This window comes from Streptomyces sp. V4I8, assembly GCF_041261225.1.
Classification (GTDB): Bacteria; Actinomycetota; Actinomycetes; order Streptomycetales; family Streptomycetaceae; genus Streptomyces.
Map to the genome: position 1 here is coordinate 9,492,459 of NZ_JBGCCN010000001.1, position 17,669 is coordinate 9,510,127.

Consider the following 17,669-nt stretch of genomic DNA (forward strand, 5'->3'; position numbering starts at 1 on the left):
TGCGCTCTACGCTCTATGCATGACCGAAATCGCGAGCCCGCACATGTCACACCCGCGGATCTTGGTGCTCGGGGTTCAGCCGGGTACGCCTCCGTTCCGCATCATGGAGATCGACGGCATGGTCGTCGGTCAGGCGAAAACCATCACCGACGTGCTGGAATACGCCGCCGCCTTCGGCATCACGGTGCACGACCTGGACGACCCGGACGTGGTCCGCTGGGTCGGCGGAGACAAGTTCACCTGGCACCACCACTAGGGCGTGTCGCCCTGGACGGCCGGCCGGGTCAGCCGACGGTCCACTTCTGGTTGCCGCCCCCCGTGCAGGTCCAAAGCTGCAGCCGGGTGCCGTTGGCCGTGCTGTTGCCGGTCACGTCGAGGCACTTGTCGGCCTGCGGGTTGACGATGTCGTGTGCCGCGGTGACGGTCCATCTCTGGTTGGGGCCGCCCGTGCAGTCCCACAGCTGGACCGTCGTGCCGTCCGCGGTGCCGTTGCCCGTGGCGTCCAGGCACTTGCCGAGGGCGCGGAGCGTGCCGTCCGAGCCCACGGTCCAGCGCTGGGCGGCCGTGCCGTTGCAGTCGTAGAGCTGGACGGGCGTGCCATTGGCGGAGTTTGCCCCGGCCACGTCCACACACTTTCCGGCCGGCCCTCTGATCGTGCCGCCGGTGGGGCTGTCGCCGGTGGTCACCGAGACGTGGTCCACCACCAGTTGCTGCGGAAAGACCGTGGAGCCGTCCGGATCGCCGGGCCAGTAGCCGCCGACAGCGAGGTTCAGGATCAGGAAGTACGGCTTGTCGAACACCCATGTGCGGCCGCCGAGGTCGGCGGGTGTGCGCCGCTGATAGACGTTCCCGTCCACGGACCAGGTGATCGAGTCGGGCGCCCAGTCGATGGCGAAGGTGTGGAAGGCGTCGGCGAAGGCCTGCCCGGTCGGGAGGGAGTAGGCGGCCCCTATGCCGCCCGACCCGGAGTAGCCGGGGCCGTGGATCGTGCCGTGCACGGTCGACGGCTCGAAGCCGACGTTCTCCATGATGTCGATCTCGCCCGAGTCCGGCCAGTTGACCGGCGTGCCGAGCATCCAGAACGCGGGCCACATGCCCTGCCCGCGCGGCACCTTCAGCCGCGCCTCGACGTGCCCGTACTGGGCGGTGAACTTCCCGGCGGTGTTCAGCCGGGCCGAGGTGTACTGGCAAGTGCCGTACCAGCACTGGTAGTTGGCGGGGTTCTCACGTCGGGCCGTGATCACCAGATGGCCCTGGCCGTCCAGGGCCGCGTTCTTGTTGCCCGAGGTGTAGTACTGCCGCTCGTGGTTGTTGACGTTGTCGCCGGTCTCGATCTGCCACTTCGACGAGTCGGCCGCGGCGCCCGCGGGCCCGTCGAAGGAATCCGAGAACGTCACGGCGGCAGCCCCGACGTCCGGCGGTTCCGCCTGCGCGGGGCCGATCGCGGCGGACGCGACCAGAACAGCCGACAGGGCGGCGAGCAGACACGTACGGAGCAGGCGTGGGGAGGCCATCGTGCTCCCTTCCACACGGCGCCCCGATGCACGGGTGCGCCGGCCGAGGTGGGGGGTGAAGGTGTCGCCATTTGATTTAAGGAGTGAGATAAGAGGGCGTCAATACCTTGGTACGGACCAGAAGTCGGCCATCTCGCGCATGCCCACGGGCTGGGCGCGATGTCGTCACCATCGTTCGTCCGCCGCCGAAGCGTTGGATTCCTAGGCTTCACACCATGAACGCCGCACACCTCGGTGAACTGCTCGCGATCCTGGGCGCGGGCACGGCCGCCGGAGCCGTCAACGCCGCCGTGGGATCGGGGACGCTGATCTCGTTTCCGGTGCTGCTCGCCACGGGCCTGCCGCCCGTCACCGCCACGGTCTCCAACGCGCTCGGGCTGATCCCGGGCTCGATCAGCGGAGCCATCGGGTACCGCGCGGAACTCCGCGGCCGGCGCCGCCACGTCCTGAAGTGGAGCGCCGGCGCCGCGCTCGGCGGGCTCACCGGAGCCGCGCTGCTCCTCGCGCTGCCCGCCTCGGCGTTCGAGCGGATCGTGCCGGTCCTGGTGGGGCTCGCCCTCGTGCTGGTCGCCCTTCAGCCGCTGATCAGCAGGAGGCTGCGTGATCGCCGGGCACGGAAGGGGAGGTCCGTGCGCCCCGACGGCGGCCCCCTGCTGCTCGTCGGACTGACCCTGGCCAGCGTCTACGGCGGCTACTTCTCCGCTGCCCAGGGCATCATCTACGTCGCCCTGATGGGCATGCTCCTCGACGACGGCCTGCAACGCCTCACCGCGGTCAAGAACGTGCTCGTCGCCGTGGTCAACTCCGTCGCCGCCCTCTTCTTCCTCGTCGTCGCGGACTTCGACTGGACGGCCGTGGCCCTCCTCGCGGTCGGCTCCGCGGTCGGCGGCCATCTCGGGGCCACCGTGGGCCGCCGCCTGCCCGCTGCCGTTCTGCGCGCGTTCATCGTGGTGGTCGGCACGGTGGCCATCGTCCAGTTGGTGCTGCGCTAGGCGCTGTCGGAGAGGTCCTGTTCCTTCTCGGAGCGAGACCCGCGCGCGTGCACCGCGCGGCTCAGCCGCCGCCCCAGCAGGAGGTAGCCGATCAGAGCTCCGGAGGTGTTCAGGATGACGTCGTCGATGTCGAAGGCGCGCCCCGTGACCAAGGCGCCCTGGGCGAACTCGACGAGGAGCATGACGGTCGCCGTCAGCAGGAGCACCCGCAGGACGCCACGCGTCTTCGGGGCGACGACGGGCACCAGGACGCCGAACGGAACGCCCAGCAGCACATTGCCCCCGATCTGCCGGACGGCGTCGCGCAGTTCGGGCTGGTCCAGATAGGCCCGCAGCGAACGGCCCGGATGCAGGTTGGTGTGCGTCAGGGCCTCCGACGCGGGAGAGGGCTGCAGGGTGAGCTTCGCCAGGACGACGGCGAAGGCGACCATGAACGCGAACGCGCACACCATCGCCAGGAGACGGGCGAGGAAGCGCAGGGGATGACGCCCGGGGCGCGAGGCCCCTCCCGTCCCGCCCTCGGACTTGGCGTTGCGCTCGGACTTGCCGGCGCCCCGGGACTTCGAGCCGCTCGGGGACTTGGCGGTGCTGCGGGACTTCGAGCCGGTGGCGGACTTGCCTCCGCCCGCCGGCTTGCCCCCGCCGGCGGACTTGCCGCCCCCGGACGTCTTGGCGGCGCCCGCGGACTTGGAAGTGCCAGGGTGCAACGCGGCGCGCGAACGTGAGGTTCCACGGGCCATGCGGTCCTCCAGTCTTCAACTTCCCTTTGTGGTAGGGCGATTACCCCGCTACCGCGTCAAGATGCCCACCGTGAGCCTCCCGGTGACGGCCGCCCACGGTTTCCCCTCCCGCTGTCGGGGCACTCCGGGCGGAGGCCCGCGCGCCGCCACCTCTGTCCCCCGAGGCGGTGTTTGGATGACGCGGAACGGAAGTAACGGACATCTGGCCCGCGGAGGTGGCGCAGCATGGACCGGCGTACGACGCTGCTCGCCACGGCCGAGTTCCTGGCCTGGTGGGCCGCGCTCGCCCTGCTGTGGCTGGTCCTCGTCACCACCGTGGACACGCTGGAGCTCGCGGTCGGCGCGGGCGTCGCCGGCGTGGCCGCGCTCGCCGCCGTAGCCGCACGCCGGGCGGTGACCGGACGATGAACGGCTGGCTCCTCGCGGCGACCGTCGTGCTCGGCGGGGGAGTGGGCGCCACTCTCTGGGGCGTCGCCACCGGACCACTGCGCCGCCGGGCCGTGGCCCAGAACCTGTCCACCGCACTGGCCTGCCCCGGACTGCTCCTGCTCGCCCAGGGATACGACCGCCCGTCCTACCTCGATCTCGCCCTGGTCCTCGCCCTGCTCGGGCCCGTCGGCACCCTCGTCTTCGCCCGCCTGCTGACCGCTGAACTCGCCGACGACCCGCCCCGCGCCTGGGGCGTGACCTGGGCCGTCGCCGGACTGGGCGCGGCCGTGGTCCTGGCGCTGTGCGTGGCGGCCGGACCGAGCCGGGCGATGGCGAAGCTCCTCCTCGTCGGCGCCCTGCTGATCGGCGGGAACGTCGTCGCCACCCGCGCGCTGTCCGGCGGCATCGCGGGGGTGCGCGGTGGCTGACGCGGTCATCGTCGTCGCGCTGCTGCTGGTCGCCGGCTCCGCGACCGTGGCCGTACTGGTCCGCGACCCCGTACGCCAGGCCCTCGTACTGGCCGTCCTCGGTGTCGTCCTCGCCGTGCTGTTCACCGCGGTGCAGGCACCGGACGTCGCGCTGTCGCAACTGGCCGTCGGCGGTGCCCTCACCCCGCTGTTGCTGCTCCTGGCGGTCCGCAAGGTCAAGCGGCGCAAGGGGCGTGAGCGATGAACCCGCGCACCCGGCTCGGGCTCGTCGCCGTCGGCGGCGCCGGCCTCGCCGTGCTCCTCGTCGCCGCCTGTCTGCGGCTGCCGGACTTCGGCGGCGACAGCCACCCGTACGGCGACCGCGCGGTCCGTGAATCCCTCGCCCGGCACACCGCCAACACCATCGCCTCCGTCAACTTCGACCAGCGCGCCTTCGACACCCTCGGCGAGATGACCATCCTGTTCGCGGCCGTCGTCGGCTGCGTCGTCCTGCTGCGGCAGACCCGCGACGAGCACCGCGCCCGCCCCGAACCCGCCGACGTGGCCCCGCCCGTACGCCGCTACGCCCTGATCGTCCTGCCGATCGCCCTGGCCACCGGCCTCTATGTCATCGCGCACGGCCAGCTCAGCCCCGGCGGCGGCTTCCAGGGCGGCGTCGTCGCCGCGACCGCCCTGCACCTGCTCTACCTCGGCGCCGACTACCACGCCCTGGAACGCGTCCGCCCGGTCGGCCTGTACGAGGTCGGCGACGCCGTGTCGGCCTCGGCCTACGTCGTCACCGGCCTCGCGGGCCTCATCGGCGGCACGGCGTTCCTGGCCAACACCCTGCTGCCGTACGGCACGTTCAACACCCTGTCCTCCGGCGGCACCGTGCCGCTGCTGAACGCGGCCATCGGTATGGAGGTCGCCTGCGCGGTCGTCGTGCTGCTGGCCCGCTTCCTGGACCAGGCCGTCGAGATCGAGGAGGACAGCGGGAAGTGAGAGCGCCGTGATGGATGTCCTGCCGTACCTCGTCGCCGTATGGATCTTCCTCGTCGGCTGCTACGGCCTCGCCACCAGCCGCAATCTGATCCACGCCGTGGGCTGTCTGTCCGTCTGCCAGTCCGCCACCTACGTCCTGCTGCTGGCCGTCGGCTACCGCGACGACGCGACCGCGCCCGTCTTCTCCGACCTCGAACCCGGCTCACGCCCCGTAGTCGACCCGGTCGTCCAGGCCCTCGCCCTGACGGACGTCGTCGTCGGCGCCACCGTCACCGCCCTGCTGCTCGCGCTCGTCATCCAGGTCTCCAAGCGGCACGGCACGGTCGACCCCGACGAACTGACCGAGCTGCGCGGCTGATGAACGACCTGCTGCCGCTGCTCGTCGCCGTACCGCTTCTCGGAGCCGCCCTCCTCGTCGCCGCCGGGCGCCGAGTGCCCCGCGTCCTCGCCGAGTCCGTGGGCTGTGCCGTCTCGGCGGGCACGGCCGGGCTCGCGATCGTGCTGTCGCTGAACTCCTCACCGCCGATGACCGAATGGGTCGGCGGCTGGACGCCCGAGGGCGGCCGCAGCGTCGGCATCGTCCTCGTCGGGGACGGCGCCGGGCTCGGCATGGCGGCCCTCGCCTCCCTGCTGACGCTCGCGGCCCTGGCGTACTCCTGGCACTACTTCGAGGAACCCCCGCGCCGGCACGCCGGTTCGTTCCCCGCGCTGATGCTGCTCTTCCAGGCCGGCATGTGCGGGTTCGCGATCGCGGGCGACCTGTTCAACGCGTTCGTGTGGTTCGAACTGATGAGCGTCGTCGCCTACGCGCTGACCGGCACCCGGGTCGAGGAGGCCAAGGCCGTGCAGGGCGCGCTGACCTTCGGGATCGTCACCTCGCTCGGCGCGTACGCCCTGCTCATGGGCATCGGACTGCTCTACGCCCGCACCGGTGAGCTCGCCATGGCACAGATCGGCCGCGGCCTCGACGCGCACGGCCCGCCGGACGCGCTGGTCCTCGCCGCCTTCGTCCTCGTGCTGACCGGCCTGCTGGTCAAGGCCGCCGCCGTGCCCTTCCACTTCTGGCTCCCGGACGCCCACGCCGTCGCGCCCACGCCCGTGTGCATGCTGCTGTCGGGCGCCATGGTCGAACTCGGCGTGTACGGCGTCTGGCGCGTGTACGGCACCGTCTTCGCCGGACCCGGCGGCATCCCGCCCGCCGACCTGGAACGGGTGCTCCTCGTGCTCGGCGCGGTGACGGCGGCGCTCGGCGCGGTCATGTGCTGGTACCAGCGGCACATCAAACGGCTGCTCGCGTACTCGACGGTCGCCCACACCGGGCTGTTCCTGATCGGCATCGGCGTACTGACCCCCGAGGCCGACGACGGAGTTGCGCTGTACGTCCTCGGGCACGCCGGTGTGAAGGCCGCCCTGTTCGCCTGCACGGGCATCCTCCTGGACCGGTACGGCACCGTCGACGAGCACGCGCTGCACGGCCGGGCCCGCGAACTGCGGGGCGTCGCCGTGCTGTTCGCCGTGGCCGGGCTCGCACTGGCCGGACTCCCGCCCTTCGGCACGGCGTTCGGCAAGGCCGTCACGGAGGAGGCCGTGGGCGGCCCGCTCGTCGCGCTGTACGTCGCCGCGAGCGCGGTCACCGCCGGGGCCGTACTGCGGGTGGCCGCACGTGTGTTCCTCGGGCTCGGCCCCGCACCCGAGGAACACACGGAGTACGAGACGACCGGCGCCGGTGAGCGCCCCGAGACCCGGCACCGGATCCGCCGCGTCCCCGACATCATGACCGCGGTCCCCGCCGTGCTGCTCGCCGGCTCGCTCGCCGTCGGCGTGGCCCCCGGCTTCGGCGAGGTCGTGGCCCACGCCGTCAACGAGGCCGGGTCCGGCGGCGCCGTGGTCCCCGCACCGCACTGGAGCGCGGCCGGCGTGCTCCTGGACCTCGCCTCGACCGCGCTGGCCCTGGGCCTCGCGGCCCTGGCCGTCACCCGTCCGGGGCTACTGGCCGCCCCGGACGGGACACGTCCGCTGCGGCGCCTGCAGTCCGGGCACGTCGGGGACTACGTGGCCTGGGTGCTGCTGGGCGCCACGGTGCTGGGCGCGCTGGCCTCGCCGGGCCTGCTGTCGTAGCTTCACCCGGCGGACAGGAGGGTCAGGTCCCGTACGTCACCTTCACCTCCTTGAAACCGAGGGAGTGCAGCAGGCCTTCGAGCATGTCCGTGGTGTTGGTCTCGGCGCGTGCCGTCAGCCGGCTCTCCTCGGCCGCGTCGCCGATGTGCTGGACCGCCAGCTGCTGCACGGCCTGTTCGCTGTTCGGGTTGTCCGAGAAGAGATCGCCGAGGCGGTCGAGGAGACCGCGCTCCTTGGAGACGGCGTAGGAGCGGTCGGGATCCAGAGCCGGCTTGCCGAGGGCGGCGTGCGGCAGGCGGAGCGTGGCGGACGTACGGTCGTCATTGACCGTGACGTCGTTCTCGCCGACCTTTCCGAGGTCGACATAGGCGTCCACGGTGCCCGCGCCGACGTACAGCGTGCGGGTGCCGCGGATCGCGTCGGGCAGGAACTTGGCGTCCTTCTCCAGATCCACGACGATCTGGAAGTTGCCGGACGCGGCGTCGTAGCGGCTCATGTCCTGGATGGACTGGAGCAGTGCGGGACCCGAACGGTCGTTGGTCTCGGTGCCGAACAGGTCCTTGAGGCCGGGGATCACACTCAGCCGGATCCCGGCGAAGAAGACGACGAGCACCAGGATCAGGGCGCTCACCACCTTCGCCCAGCCGGGCATGCGCTGGTTGACGCGCTTGATGGAAGTCGTCATGGCGACGTTCCTCCTTCCCTGTTCAACCAAGTACCCCCAAATCCCTTGCCGGACCTGCCCGTTGGCCGATTGCCGGCCCTTGCCGGAGCGGGAAGGGCGCACTGGCGTCAGCACGGGCATCGTCACCCCGTCCTCGCCCGCGTGTGAGCCGCAACGTTTCTGCTGACGTCAGTAGCATGAGTCGGCCACCGGAATGATCATTCGAGGAGCGGATCGTGCGAGAGATCGCCGTGTTCAGCGGTAGTGCCCACCCCGAACTGGCGGCGGAGGTCTGCGCTCACCTGGGGGTGCCGCTCAGCCCCACCCGGGTCAGCCGGTTCGCCAACGACTGCCTGGAGGTGCAGCTTCAGGCCAACTGCCGGGAACGGGACGTCTACCTGATCCAGCCCCTGGTCCGGCCCGTCCAGGAGCACCTCGTCGAACTGCTGCTGATGTGCGACGCCGCACGCGGGGCGTCCGCCCGCCGGATCACCGTCGTCATGCCGCACTACTCCTACGCCCGCTCCGACAAGAAGGACGCGCCCCGCATCTCCCTCGGCGGCCGCCTCGTCGCGGACCTCATGGTGGCGGCCGGCGCGAGCCGCGTCCTCGCCATGACCCTGCACGCGCCGCAGGTACACGGCTTCTTCACGGTGCCGGTCGACCACCTGCACGCGCTGCGCGAACTCGCCGCGCACTTCCGGCAGTACGACCTCTCCCGTACGACCGTCGTCTCGCCGGACCTCGGCAACGCCAAGGAGGCAGCCGCCTTCGCGCGGATGATCGGCGCCCAGGTGGCCGCGGGCGCGAAACAGCGGTTCGCGGACGACCGGGTCACCATCAGCTCCGTCATCGGCGAGGTGACCGACCGGGACGTCATCGTCCTCGACGACGAGATCGCCAAGGGCAGCACGGTCCTCGAACTCCTCGACCGGCTGCGGGAGATGGGGCCTCGCTCGATCCGCGTCGCCTGTACGCACGGCCTGTTCGCGGCCGGCGCGCTGAAGCGGATCGGCGAGCAGCCCGACGTACTGGAGATCGTGTGCACCAACACCGTGCCGGTGCCGGCGGAGGAGCGCACCGAGAAGCTGCGCATCCTGTCCATCGCCCCGGCGCTCGCCGAGGCCGTGCGCCGCATTCACAACGGGGAGTCCGTCAGCGCCCTGTTCGACGCGCCGGGAACCGAATAGACAAGGCGCCTCATAACGTGCCGGACGTGGCCTCCGGCTGGTTCAGGGCCGCGTCGAGCGTCGGATGCGGTGGCAGCAGCCGGGACAGGCCGGTGATCCTCAGGACGCGCAGGGTGAGCGGGTGGGTGCAGACCAGGTGCAGCTGCCCGCCGTGGTCGAGCGCCCGGCCACGGGCCCGGTAGAGCAGGCGCAGCCCGGAGCAGTCGAAGAACTCGATCCTGCGCAGGTCGATCACGATCCTGGCGTCGGGGTGCCCCGTCACCCGGTCCAGATACGGCGCGATCTCCACCGCGGCGGCGATGTCGATCTCGCCGTGGAACTCCAGCACCGTGTGACCCCGGTGCCGGTGGACGCGCAGATGCCGACTGAACGGCGCAGGATCCTGCTGCACGACGACATCGCCTCCGACCTGCTCACTTGCGGCGGGTTGCTCAAATCCAGTCCCCGCACTGCAAGTTACCCTCGAACGAGCGAATTTGAGCATGTTCGATTGACATATGTCTTCGAATTGCGGCAGACGCTTCGCGGGGGGATGTGCGCGAGGCGCGAGATGTGGGGGGGGCGCGCTACGACAACGCGTGCCAGGACTTGGTCAGGGCCTGGCGAAACTGCTCGGCCTGGTGGGCCGTGAGGTCCCGCACCATCCGCTCCTCCAGCTCCCGCACGGGCCCCGCGTGGCGCGTCAGCAGCTCACGGCCGGCGTCGGTCAACAGGATCAGCAGCTCCCGGCGGTTGCGGGGATTGCGCTCCCGGCGCACCAGCCCACGGTTCTCCAGGGACCGTACGAGATCGGCGATCGACTGAGCCGTCACGAACGAGTCGCGGGCCAGTTGTGCGGCCGACAGCCCGTCGTGCCGCTCCAGGACGGTGAGGGCCGTGTACTGGAGCGCGGTGATCCCGGACGGCTTGACCAGCTCATCGAGGTGGGAGCGCACAACCAGCTCCACCTGCTTCACCATGTAGAGAAGCGACGGAGCTGCCTTGGTCACCTGGGTGTCGAGCATGAGTTCAGCCTAGAGCATTGACAGGAAACCTGTCTGTAAAGAGACTGCGGACCAACAGGAATCCTGTTGGTTGAAAACTTGGCGATGGAGCTGAGGAGTGGCGATGACCACCTTCGAGATCGAACCCGGCCGCTTGTTCATCGGGGGCCGGTGGCGCGAGGCCGCCGACGGAGCCCGCACTGAGGTGGTCGACCCGTCCCGCGGAGCGGTCCTCACCACGGTCGCGGACGCCGGCGCCGCCGACGTGGACGCGGCCGTGCGCGCCGCGCGGGACGCCTTCGACAACGGCGCCTGGTCCGGGCTGAGCGGCCGTGAGAGGGGCAGGGTGCTGCACCGGGTCGCCGAGCTGATCCGGGAGAACGCCGACACCATCGCCGAGCTGGAGAGCCGTGACGTCGGCAAGCCGATCACGCTCGCCCACGCCGTCGACGTGACCAACGCGGCCAACGACTACGAGCACTTCGCCGCCCTCGCCCACGCCCTGGACGGCTCCGTCCGCGACACCCCCATGAACGCCCTCGCCTACGTCCGGCGGCGGCCGCTCGGCGTGGTCGCGGCGATCACCCCGTACAACTTCCCGCTGATCCTGGCCGGCTCGAAGATCGCCCCGGCCCTCGCGGCGGGCAACACGGTGGTGCACAAGCCGGCCGAGGAGACCCCGCTCAGCGCCCTGTACATGGCCGACCTCTTCAAGCGGGCCGGTGTCCCCGACGGCGTCGTCAACGTCGTGACCGGCGGCCCCGCGGCCGGCGAGGCGCTGCTGCGCAACCCCGGCGTCGACAAGGTCGCCTTCACCGGCTCGACCGGGGTCGGCAGGAAGGTCGCGGCCCTCGCCGGGGAGTCGCTCAAGCCCGTGACCATGGAGCTCGGCGGCAACGCGGCCCACGTGGTCTTCGAGGACGCCGATCTGGAGAAGGCCGTCGGCGCGGTCATCAAGGGCTTCGTCTTCAACACCGGGCAGTTCTGCATGGGCGGACCGCGGCTGCTGGTGGCGCGCCCGGTCTACAGCACGCTGCTCGGCATCCTCGCCGAGGCGGTGCCCGGCGTTCCGCTCGGCGACCCGCGCAAGCCCGAGACCGTCGTCGGCCCGATGGCGGGGGAGCGGCATCTGCGCAAGGTCGAGGAGTACGTCGACCTGGCCCGCAAGGAGGGCGGCCGCATCGTCTGCGGTGGTGAGCGGCTCGACCTCGACGGCGGCTACTACTACAAGCCCACCGTGATCGCCGACCTGCCGAACGACTCCCGCGTGATCCAGGAGGAGATCTTCGGCCCGGTCCTCACCGTCCAGCCCTTCGACTCCGAGGACGAGGCCGTCGAGCTCGCCAACTCCACGCCGTACGGTCTGGCCTCCGGTGTCCAGACGGGCAGTCTGGCCCGCGCCCACCGGGTCGCCGACCGGCTCCAGGCCGGCATCGTCTGGGTCAACGACTGGGCGATGCTCGACCCCGCGGTCCCCTTCGGCGGCGTCAAGGACTCCGGCTTCGGCCGCGAGTACGGCCCCGAGGCGCTCGACGCCTACACCACGACCAAGTCCGTCGTCGTCTCGCTCGACTGAGCGCCCCCGTCAAGGAGTTCGTACGATGTCCCTCCCCACCCGCGCCGCCGTCGTCGAGTCCGGCGGAGCACCCTTCACCCTCTCCGACGTGGAGCTCGCCCAGCCCGGACCGCACGAGGCCGTCGTCCGCATGGTGGCGACCGGCCTGTGTCACACCGACCTGGGCGTGGCGAGCGGCGGACTGCCCTTCCCCCTGCCCGGTGTCCTCGGGCATGAAGGCGCGGGCGTCGTCGAGGCCGTCGGCCCGGCCGTCACCGGCGTCGTGCCGGGCGACCATGTCGTGCTGTCCTTCACCTCGTGCGGCGACTGCCGCAACTGCCGCGGCGGGCACCCGGCGTACTGCGCGACCTGGCTGCCGCTGAACCTGATCGGCGGTCGCCGGGCCGACGGCACCAGCACGATCAGCAGGGACGGCGAGGAACTCGGCGGTCACTTCTTCGGGCAGTCCTCCTTCGCAGAGCTGGCGCTGGTCGACGAGCGCAGCCTGGTGAAGGTCGACCCGGAGGTACCACTCACCTCGATCGCCCCGCTGGGCTGCGGCGTGCAGACCGGAGTGGGCGCCGTCTGGAACGTACTGAAGCCGGTCACCGGCAGCACGGTCGTCGTCCTCGGCGCCGGAGCCGTCGGCCTGTCCGCCGTCATGGCCGCCGCTCTGACCCCCGCCACCAACATCGTCGCCGTCGACCGAGTCGCTGAACGCTTGTCGCTGGCCAAGGAGTTGGGCGCCACCCACACCGTCAACGCGGCCGAGGCCGACCTCGGCGAGGCACTGGCCCAGATCACCGGCGGACAGGGCGCCGACGGCGTCGTCGAGACCACGGGCAACGTCGGAGTCCTGCGCCAGGGCGTTGACGCGCTCGCCGCCCGCGGCACCCTGGTCGTCGTGGGCGCCCCGCCGTTCGGCACCGAGGTCGCCCTGGACGTCAACGGGTTGCTCGGCGGCAAGCAGGTCGTCGGTCTCACCCTCGGCGACGCCGAGACGCAGACCTTCATCCCCGCCCTGGTCCGCCTGGTGAAGGAGGGGCGGCTCCCGCTGCACCGCCTGATCAGCACCTATCCGTTCGCGGAGATCGACCAGGCGGTGCGGGACATGGGCGCGGGCAAGGCGATCAAGCCCGTGCTGACCTTCTGACCGCGGTCAGTCCATCAGCAGGACCAGCTTCCCCGTGGTCCGGCCGGTGTCGCCGAGGGCGTGTGCCTCGGCGACACCGGCCAGCGGGAAGGTACCGGCGATCGCGGGGCGCAGCTTCCCCGCCTCCACCAGCTCCGCGATCGCCGTCATGCCGCTGTGGGAGGCGTCCACGAGCATCCGTACGGCCCGTACGCCGAGCCGCTCGGCCTCCTCGTGGAACTCGTCCGACCCGACCGGCAGGATCGAGACCACGAGCCCGCCCGGACGCAACACTTTCAGCGAGCGCACGGAGGTCTCGCCGCCCAGGGTGTCCAGCACCACGTCCACATCCTTCACCGCCTCGGCGAAGTCCGTCTCCCGGTAGTCGATCACCTCGTCCGCGCCGAGGCTCCGCAGGAACTCGTGCTTGCCCGCACTCGCCGTGCCGATCACGTACGCGCCCCGGGCCTTCGCGATCTGCACGGCCACGTGCCCGACCCCGCCGGCGGCCGCGTGGACCAGCACCCGCTGCCCCGGCCGCACGTCGGCGTACTCGACCAGGGCCTGCCAGGCGGTGAGGGAGACCAGGGGCAGGGCGCCCGCCTGCGTGTGGTCCAGCGAGGCCGGCTTGTGCGCGAAGGTGCGGGCCGGGGCGGTGACGTACTCGGCGTGCGAGCCGTGGCCGAACGGGTAGGACAGCATCCCGAAGACCTCGTCGCCGGGCTGGAACCGGGCGACACCGACGCCGACCGCCTCGACCACTCCGGAGACGTCCCAGCCCAGGACGAAGGGCGGCTCGCCCAGGAATCCGCCGGTCGCGCGGTGCTTCCAGTCGGTCGGGTTGACGCCGGCGGCGCGTAGGCGGACCAGTACCTCGTTCGGGCGCGGCGTCGGGCGCTCCAGTTCCACTTCCTTCAGGACCTCGGGACCGCCGAGGACGTCCTGGCTGATGGCTCGCATCGTGTTCACAGTGCTCATGGTGAAACAGCCTGCCGGGAGCCGCCGCTCCGGAAAATGGCACGATTGCCAACCTTCGATAGGATCGTGCCATGCGTGGTGAACCACAGGTGGACCGACAGGTCGACCGACAGGTGGAACGGGTCGAGCCGGAGCGGGTCGAGCGGGTCGTGGTGCTGGCCCTGGACGGCGTCTATCCCTTCGAGCTGGGCATCCCCAGCCGGATCTTCGGCGCCGCCGACGGCCGGTACGAGGTCCTGACCTGCAGCGTCGACGGCCGGCCGGTGCACAGCAACGCCGACTTCACGATCGGCGTCCAGCGCGGCCCGGAGATCCTCGCCACGGCCGACACCGTGGTGGTCGCCTCCATGGCACCCCCGTACATCCCCACGGAGCTGCCGGCCGAGGTCGCCGCCGCGCTCGCGCTGATCCGCCCGGACGCGCGCATCGTGTCGATCTGCACCGCCGCCTTCGTCCTCGCCGCCGCGGGCCTCCTCGACGGCCGGAAGGCCACCACGCACTGGCATGTGACGGACCTGTTCCGGCGCCGGTATCCGCACATCGACCTGGACCCGGACGTCCTCTTCGTCCACGACGGCCGGATCCTCACCTCGGCCGGCGCCGCCTCCGGCATCGATGTCTGCCTGCACATCGTCCGCACCGACCACGGCGGCCGGCTGGCCAACGCGGTGGCCCGGCGCTGCGTCGTGCCCCCCTTCCGGGACGGCGGCCAGGCCCAGTACATCGAGCAGCCCGTCCCGGAGAGCGGAGCCGCCGATACGGCCGCCACCCGCGCCTGGGCCCTGGAGAACCTGGGCGAACCCCTCACCCTGGCCGACCTCGCCGCCCACGCCCGGATGAGCCTGCGCACCTTCGCCCGCCGCTTCCACGACGAGGTCGGCCTCAGCCCCGGCCGCTGGCTGATCCAGCAGCGCGTGGCCCGCGCCCGCCATCTGCTGGAGGCCAGCGATCTGCCGGTGGACCGGATCGCCGGGCAGGTCGGCTTCGCCACGGGAGCCTCCCTGCGCCAGCATCTGCACGCCGCGATCGGGGTGTCACCGCAGGCGTATCGCCGTACGTTCCAGGCGGCCGCCGATCGGTAGCGACCCCCGGTCGGTTTTGTGTGACTCCGCAGGTCGGCAAAGGTATTTGTCGATCCCTCACTCCGCCGTCGGCGGTGCGGCCCCCTGTCGCCTGGTACGGCTGGTGGCTGATGCCACTGGCCGTAGGCGGTGGGACCCGTTGCCGCCACGTTCATGAGCTCGGAGCGAATAACCGCGGGCGTCGCCGGTGTCGCGGCCACCGCCGCCAGCGCCGTCTGCGTACGCCTCCTGCTCCGCGCCCGGGCACAACTGCGCCGGACGGAGGGCGACTTCCGCGCCTCGCAGGCCGAGAACGCGCAGGCGCAGGCCGAGCACGCGCAGCAGTGGCAGCAGCATGTGGCGGGCCTGGAGCGGAAGTACGGCGCCGAGCGCGGCGCCCTGGAAAACCGGTTCGCCGAGCAGGCCGGCGCCTATGAGGCCCAACTCGCCGAGCAGGCCCGCGCCTACGAGGAGCGGCTGGCGGAGGAGAGCGCCTCCTACGAGGACGGATCGCCGCCCAGGCCCAGTCCTACGAGGTCCAGCTCGCCGCCCAGGCCGAGGTCTGGCAGGAGCGGCCGGCCCACCAGCTGGCCGCCGTCGCCCGGCTCGCCGACGAGCAACTGCCCGACGCGCTGCGCCGACTGCGCGAGGGTGAGGCCATCGACGACGTCCTGCCGACGGTCAACCAGTGCGCGAAGGTCAGCGCCGAACTCCAGGCGAACCTGCGCAAGGTCCTGCGCACCTCGCTGATCGGCGTCGAGGAGGAGTTCAACCGCTCGACCGCCGCCGAGCAGGCCGTGATCAGCATCGGCAACGGTATCCACGTGCTGACCAGCAAACTCCGCGGCCGGCTACACGAGTTGCAGGGCGAGCACGGCCGGCCGCCGGCCGTCGCCCGCGGCCTGATGGAGCTCGACCAGGCGATCGGCCCCGCCGGCTGTCTCAGTGTCCTCGGCGGTTCGGACCGCCCCGGCAGGCAGTGGCAGGAGCCGCAGCGTCTGCTCAGCGTGGTCCGCGGCGGCATCGGCCGGATCAAGGACTTCCACCGGATCGACGTGCGTCACCTGCCCGAACTCGGCGTCGACGGCGGCCTCGTGGACCACCTCACGCTGATCTTCGCCCACCTCCTCGACAACGCCGCCCGCTACTCGCCGCCCACCGAGCCGGTGATCGTCTCCGGCAAGGAGGTCCCGAACGGCGTCGGCATCGAGTTCCAGGACTCCGGCAAGGGCCTGAGCGAGGAGAAGAAGCGCGAGGCCGAGCACGCCCTCGTCGGCACCGCGGCCGGCGCGGGCCTCGGCGGCATCTCGGAGGACGCCACCATCGGTCTGCGCGTCGTCGGCATCCTCGCCCGGCGGTACGGCATCCGCGTCACCTTCGCGGACTCGCCGTGGCTCGGCACCTCGGTGGTCGTCGTGGTCCCGCACAAGTACTTCAGCCCGCTGCCCGCGGCCGCCTCCGCCACCCTGGCGGCGACCGCCCCGACGGCTCAGGCCGCACCGGCCCGCGAGTACACGTCCGCCGCGACGGCCCCGGCCGGCACCGCCGACGCCATGGACACCACGCCCGGCGGCCTGCCCCGGCACCGCAGCAAACGGCACGAGGCTCGCCATGAGGCACGCCACGAGCCGGCCGAACGCCCGGAGCGGACCGACGGGACGACCACCGTCCTCGCGGCCCCGCCCGACGCGTCCTTCGCCGGTCTGGCCGCCTTCGCCACCGCGGGCCGCGAGCCGGGTGAGGAAGGCGTGCCGGCCGCCGGCCGCGAGTCCACCGAGCAGCACAGCACTGAAGAGAGCGACTAGTCCCCATGACGCAGCAGGGAACCGACGTGAGCTGGGCGCTCCGCGACCTGGTGGAGAGCATCCAGGAGATCAACTTCGCCCTCGTGGCCTCCAGCGACGGCAAGGCCGTCACCTCCTACGGTGCCGATGACCCCGACGACGTGGACCGCTTCGCGGCCGTGGTGGCCGGACCGCAGGCGCTGGCCCAGCCGGCCGCCCAGCAGTTCCCCAAGTACGCGGGGCAGCTCAGGCTGGCGATGATCGAGGTCGACGGCGGCCACCTCTTCGTCGTCCGGGCCGGCGTCGAGACCTATCTCGGCGTCCTCGCCCGGGAAGGCCTCGACCAGGGTCTGCTCGGCCACCAGATGAGGGACCTGGCGCGCAGGATGGGCGAACTGCTCGGCACCACTCCGCGCCGGGAGGAGCACTCTGGATGAGTGCTCCCCGGCCCAGGAACCCGTCCGGGCTCGAGCGCTACTACGTTCTCACCAAGGGGCGCAGCGGTCCGGGCGGTTCGGCGTCGAGCCTCGACGTGGCGACCCTCATCCTCTTCCGCACCGCCCCCGTGACGGGGATGCAGCACGAGCACGAGGACATCCTCCGGCGCTGCCGCGATCCGCTGTCGGTGGCCGAACTCGGCGCCCACCTCGGACTGCCCTTCAACATTCTCGCGGTGCTGCTGACGGATCTGCTGGAGGCAGGCCACGTCGAGGCCCGTGACCCCGTCCCGGCGCACTCCGCCGGCCGCGGGCCCGACCTCGCGCTCCTTGAGGAGGTACTCAGTGGACTTCAAAGGCTTTGACGGTCCCGGCGGGCCCGGTGCCGGAGGCACCCGCTCGGTGAAGGTGATGATCGCCGGAGGCTTCGGCAGGGGGAAGACCACCATGCTCCCCTCATCGGCGTCGCCGACAAGACGGAGACCACCGTCAGCCTGGACTTCGGCAAGATCAGCCTCAACGACAGCCTGATGCTGTACCTGTTCGGCACGCCCGGTCAGGAGCGGTTCTGGTTCCTGTGGAACGGCCTGTTCAAGGGCGCGGTCGTCCTGGTCGACACCCGCCGACTCTCCTCCAGGGCATGTGCTGTACGAAACTGCCCCGAGCGTAAATGACCTATACCG

23 protein-coding genes and 1 pseudogene are annotated in these 17,669 nt (G+C 71.4%); 16 read left to right on the plus strand and 8 right to left on the minus strand.

Features of this window, described 5'->3' with window-relative positions:
- Positions 1 to 19: 19 nt before the first annotated feature.
- Positions 20 to 256: a hypothetical protein gene (locus tag ABIE67_RS43135; RefSeq protein ID WP_370267026.1), complete on the plus strand. Its 237-nt coding sequence runs from the start codon at positions 20 to 22 to the stop codon at positions 254 to 256.
- A 28-nt stretch (positions 257 to 284) separates the two neighbouring features.
- Here the strand turns inward: ABIE67_RS43135 and ABIE67_RS43140 are convergent, their stop codons facing one another.
- Complete coding sequence (locus tag ABIE67_RS43140) at positions 285 to 1,514, minus strand: family 16 glycosylhydrolase (protein ID WP_370267027.1); 1,230 nt, start codon at positions 1,512 to 1,514, stop codon at positions 285 to 287.
- 215 nt (positions 1,515 to 1,729) lie between these two features.
- Here ABIE67_RS43140 and ABIE67_RS43145 point away from each other — a divergent pair, with 215 nt between their 5' ends.
- Positions 1,730 to 2,506, plus strand: a complete 777-nt coding sequence (locus ABIE67_RS43145) for a sulfite exporter TauE/SafE family protein (protein ID WP_370267028.1) — start codon at positions 1,730 to 1,732, stop codon at positions 2,504 to 2,506.
- Here the strand turns inward: ABIE67_RS43145 and ABIE67_RS43150 are convergent.
- Positions 2,503 to 2,985, minus strand: a complete 483-nt coding sequence (locus ABIE67_RS43150) for a VanZ family protein (protein WP_370269498.1) — start codon at positions 2,983 to 2,985, stop codon at positions 2,503 to 2,505. The two genes, ABIE67_RS43145 and ABIE67_RS43150, sit on opposite strands and share 4 nt — an antisense overlap.
- Positions 2,986 to 3,471: 486 nt before the next feature.
- Here ABIE67_RS43150 and ABIE67_RS43155 point away from each other — a divergent pair, with 486 nt between their 5' ends.
- From ABIE67_RS43155 to ABIE67_RS43180, 6 genes are read left to right on the plus strand one after another with little or no spacing between them, the layout of a single operon-like run.
- A complete protein-coding gene (locus ABIE67_RS43155) occupies positions 3,472 to 3,654 on the plus strand; it encodes a hypothetical protein (protein WP_370267030.1) in 183 nt (60 codons plus the stop codon).
- Positions 3,651 to 4,103, plus strand: coding sequence for a monovalent cation/H+ antiporter complex subunit F (locus tag ABIE67_RS43160; protein WP_370267031.1), 453 nt, complete (start codon positions 3,651 to 3,653; stop codon positions 4,101 to 4,103). Before ABIE67_RS43155 ends, ABIE67_RS43160 begins: the two co-directional genes overlap by 4 nt.
- Positions 4,096 to 4,347: a hydrogenase subunit MbhD domain-containing protein gene (locus ABIE67_RS43165; RefSeq protein WP_048579029.1), complete on the plus strand. Its 252-nt coding sequence runs from the start codon at positions 4,096 to 4,098 to the stop codon at positions 4,345 to 4,347. The genes ABIE67_RS43160 and ABIE67_RS43165 overlap by 8 nt, the downstream gene beginning before the upstream one ends.
- A complete protein-coding gene (locus ABIE67_RS43170) occupies positions 4,344 to 5,084 on the plus strand; it encodes an MnhB domain-containing protein (protein WP_370267032.1) in 741 nt (246 codons plus the stop codon). Before ABIE67_RS43165 ends, ABIE67_RS43170 begins: the two co-directional genes overlap by 4 nt.
- A gap of 10 nt (positions 5,085 to 5,094) precedes the next feature.
- Positions 5,095 to 5,442: a sodium:proton antiporter gene (locus tag ABIE67_RS43175; RefSeq protein WP_370269503.1), complete on the plus strand. Its 348-nt coding sequence runs from the start codon at positions 5,095 to 5,097 to the stop codon at positions 5,440 to 5,442.
- Positions 5,442 to 7,202 carry a complex I subunit 5 family protein gene (locus ABIE67_RS43180; protein ID WP_370267033.1) on the plus strand — a complete coding sequence of 587 codons (1,761 nt, stop codon included), beginning with the start codon at positions 5,442 to 5,444 and terminating at the stop codon, positions 7,200 to 7,202. The genes ABIE67_RS43175 and ABIE67_RS43180 overlap by 1 nt, the downstream gene beginning before the upstream one ends.
- A 22-nt stretch (positions 7,203 to 7,224) precedes the next feature.
- Here ABIE67_RS43180 and ABIE67_RS43185 read toward each other — a convergent pair whose 3' ends face one another.
- Positions 7,225 to 7,887, minus strand: a complete 663-nt coding sequence (locus ABIE67_RS43185) for a DUF4230 domain-containing protein (RefSeq protein ID WP_370267035.1) — start codon at positions 7,885 to 7,887, stop codon at positions 7,225 to 7,227.
- Between the two features lie 215 nt (positions 7,888 to 8,102).
- Here ABIE67_RS43185 and ABIE67_RS43190 point away from each other — a divergent pair, with 215 nt between their 5' ends.
- Positions 8,103 to 9,056, plus strand: coding sequence for a ribose-phosphate diphosphokinase (locus ABIE67_RS43190; protein ID WP_370267036.1), 954 nt, complete (start codon positions 8,103 to 8,105; stop codon positions 9,054 to 9,056).
- A gap of 10 nt (positions 9,057 to 9,066) precedes the next feature.
- On the opposite strand, the gene ABIE67_RS43195 is transcribed toward ABIE67_RS43190, so the two are convergent.
- On the minus strand, positions 9,067 to 9,447 hold the full coding sequence (locus ABIE67_RS43195) for an anti-sigma factor antagonist (RefSeq protein WP_370267038.1): 381 nt from the start codon (positions 9,445 to 9,447) through the stop codon (positions 9,067 to 9,069).
- Between the two features lie 175 nt (positions 9,448 to 9,622).
- Positions 9,623 to 10,060 (minus strand): MarR family winged helix-turn-helix transcriptional regulator, encoded by a 438-nt coding sequence (locus ABIE67_RS43200; RefSeq protein ID WP_370267039.1) that lies wholly within the window; start codon positions 10,058 to 10,060, stop codon positions 9,623 to 9,625.
- A gap of 103 nt (positions 10,061 to 10,163) precedes the next feature.
- Between ABIE67_RS43200 and ABIE67_RS43205 the strand changes: the two genes are divergently transcribed.
- On the plus strand, positions 10,164 to 11,615 hold the full coding sequence (locus ABIE67_RS43205; protein WP_370267040.1) for an aldehyde dehydrogenase: 1,452 nt from the start codon (positions 10,164 to 10,166) through the stop codon (positions 11,613 to 11,615).
- Positions 11,616 to 11,640: 25 nt separating this feature from the next.
- Positions 11,641 to 12,747: an NAD(P)-dependent alcohol dehydrogenase gene (locus tag ABIE67_RS43210; protein ID WP_370267041.1), complete on the plus strand. Its 1,107-nt coding sequence runs from the start codon at positions 11,641 to 11,643 to the stop codon at positions 12,745 to 12,747.
- 6 nt (positions 12,748 to 12,753) lie between these two features.
- Here ABIE67_RS43210 and ABIE67_RS43215 read toward each other — a convergent pair whose 3' ends face one another.
- On the minus strand, positions 12,754 to 13,704 hold the full coding sequence (locus ABIE67_RS43215) for an NADP-dependent oxidoreductase (protein ID WP_370267042.1): 951 nt from the start codon (positions 13,702 to 13,704) through the stop codon (positions 12,754 to 12,756).
- Positions 13,705 to 13,775: 71 nt separating this feature from the next.
- Between ABIE67_RS43215 and ABIE67_RS43220 the strand changes: the two genes are divergently transcribed.
- Positions 13,776 to 14,786, plus strand: a complete 1,011-nt coding sequence (locus ABIE67_RS43220) for a GlxA family transcriptional regulator (protein ID WP_370267043.1) — start codon at positions 13,776 to 13,778, stop codon at positions 14,784 to 14,786.
- A 57-nt stretch (positions 14,787 to 14,843) separates the two neighbouring features.
- On the opposite strand, the gene ABIE67_RS43225 is transcribed toward ABIE67_RS43220, so the two are convergent.
- Together ABIE67_RS43225 and ABIE67_RS43230 are read right to left on the minus strand one after the other, a co-directional pair.
- A complete protein-coding gene (locus ABIE67_RS43225) occupies positions 14,844 to 15,209 on the minus strand; it encodes a hypothetical protein (protein ID WP_370267044.1) in 366 nt (121 codons plus the stop codon).
- Positions 15,210 to 15,262: 53 nt separating this feature from the next.
- Positions 15,263 to 15,589, minus strand: a complete 327-nt coding sequence (locus ABIE67_RS43230) for a hypothetical protein (RefSeq protein WP_370267045.1) — start codon at positions 15,587 to 15,589, stop codon at positions 15,263 to 15,265.
- Between ABIE67_RS43230 and ABIE67_RS43235 the strand changes: the two genes are divergently transcribed.
- From ABIE67_RS43235 to ABIE67_RS43250, 4 genes and pseudogenes are all read left to right on the plus strand, one after another.
- Positions 15,590 to 16,570 carry an ATP-binding protein gene (locus ABIE67_RS43235; RefSeq protein ID WP_370267046.1) on the plus strand — a complete coding sequence of 327 codons (981 nt, stop codon included), beginning with the start codon at positions 15,590 to 15,592 and terminating at the stop codon, positions 16,568 to 16,570.
- 5 nt (positions 16,571 to 16,575) lie between these two features.
- A complete protein-coding gene (locus ABIE67_RS43240; RefSeq protein WP_370267047.1) occupies positions 16,576 to 16,986 on the plus strand; it encodes a roadblock/LC7 domain-containing protein in 411 nt (136 codons plus the stop codon).
- Positions 16,983 to 17,351, plus strand: coding sequence for a DUF742 domain-containing protein (locus ABIE67_RS43245; RefSeq protein ID WP_370267048.1), 369 nt, complete (start codon positions 16,983 to 16,985; stop codon positions 17,349 to 17,351). The genes ABIE67_RS43240 and ABIE67_RS43245 overlap by 4 nt, the downstream gene beginning before the upstream one ends.
- Positions 17,332 to 17,636 (plus strand): annotated as a pseudogene (locus tag ABIE67_RS43250) (ATP/GTP-binding protein); the annotation flags it as partial. The gene ABIE67_RS43245 and the pseudogene ABIE67_RS43250, both read left to right, overlap by 20 nt.
- Positions 17,637 to 17,669: the final 33 nt, after the last annotated feature.

What these genes read in the sequence shown, in the direction of transcription:
- ABIE67_RS43135 (WP_370267026.1), top strand. Translation starts at nt 20, where the DNA reads ATGACCGAAATCGCGAGCCCGCACATGTCACACCCGCGGATCTTGGTG.
- ABIE67_RS43140 (WP_370267027.1), bottom strand. Translation starts at nt 1,514, where the DNA reads ATGGCCTCCCCACGCCTGCTCCGTACGTGTCTGCTCGCCGCCCTGTCG.
- ABIE67_RS43145 (WP_370267028.1), top strand. Translation starts at nt 1,730, where the DNA reads ATGAACGCCGCACACCTCGGTGAACTGCTCGCGATCCTGGGCGCGGGC.
- ABIE67_RS43155 (WP_370267030.1), top strand. Translation starts at nt 3,472, where the DNA reads ATGGACCGGCGTACGACGCTGCTCGCCACGGCCGAGTTCCTGGCCTGG.
- ABIE67_RS43160 (WP_370267031.1), top strand. Translation starts at nt 3,651, where the DNA reads ATGAACGGCTGGCTCCTCGCGGCGACCGTCGTGCTCGGCGGGGGAGTG.
- ABIE67_RS43170 (WP_370267032.1), top strand. Translation starts at nt 4,344, where the DNA reads ATGAACCCGCGCACCCGGCTCGGGCTCGTCGCCGTCGGCGGCGCCGGC.
- ABIE67_RS43175 (WP_370269503.1), top strand. Translation starts at nt 5,095, where the DNA reads ATGGATGTCCTGCCGTACCTCGTCGCCGTATGGATCTTCCTCGTCGGC.
- ABIE67_RS43180 (WP_370267033.1), top strand. Translation starts at nt 5,442, where the DNA reads ATGAACGACCTGCTGCCGCTGCTCGTCGCCGTACCGCTTCTCGGAGCC.
- ABIE67_RS43185 (WP_370267035.1), bottom strand. Translation starts at nt 7,887, where the DNA reads ATGACGACTTCCATCAAGCGCGTCAACCAGCGCATGCCCGGCTGGGCG.
- ABIE67_RS43200 (WP_370267039.1), bottom strand. Translation starts at nt 10,060, where the DNA reads ATGCTCGACACCCAGGTGACCAAGGCAGCTCCGTCGCTTCTCTACATG.
- ABIE67_RS43205 (WP_370267040.1), top strand. Translation starts at nt 10,164, where the DNA reads ATGACCACCTTCGAGATCGAACCCGGCCGCTTGTTCATCGGGGGCCGG.
- ABIE67_RS43210 (WP_370267041.1), top strand. Translation starts at nt 11,641, where the DNA reads ATGTCCCTCCCCACCCGCGCCGCCGTCGTCGAGTCCGGCGGAGCACCC.
- ABIE67_RS43215 (WP_370267042.1), bottom strand. Translation starts at nt 13,704, where the DNA reads ATGAGCACTGTGAACACGATGCGAGCCATCAGCCAGGACGTCCTCGGC.
- ABIE67_RS43220 (WP_370267043.1), top strand. Translation starts at nt 13,776, where the DNA reads ATGCGTGGTGAACCACAGGTGGACCGACAGGTCGACCGACAGGTGGAA.
- ABIE67_RS43240 (WP_370267047.1), top strand. Translation starts at nt 16,576, where the DNA reads ATGACGCAGCAGGGAACCGACGTGAGCTGGGCGCTCCGCGACCTGGTG.
- ABIE67_RS43245 (WP_370267048.1), top strand. Translation starts at nt 16,983, where the DNA reads ATGAGTGCTCCCCGGCCCAGGAACCCGTCCGGGCTCGAGCGCTACTAC.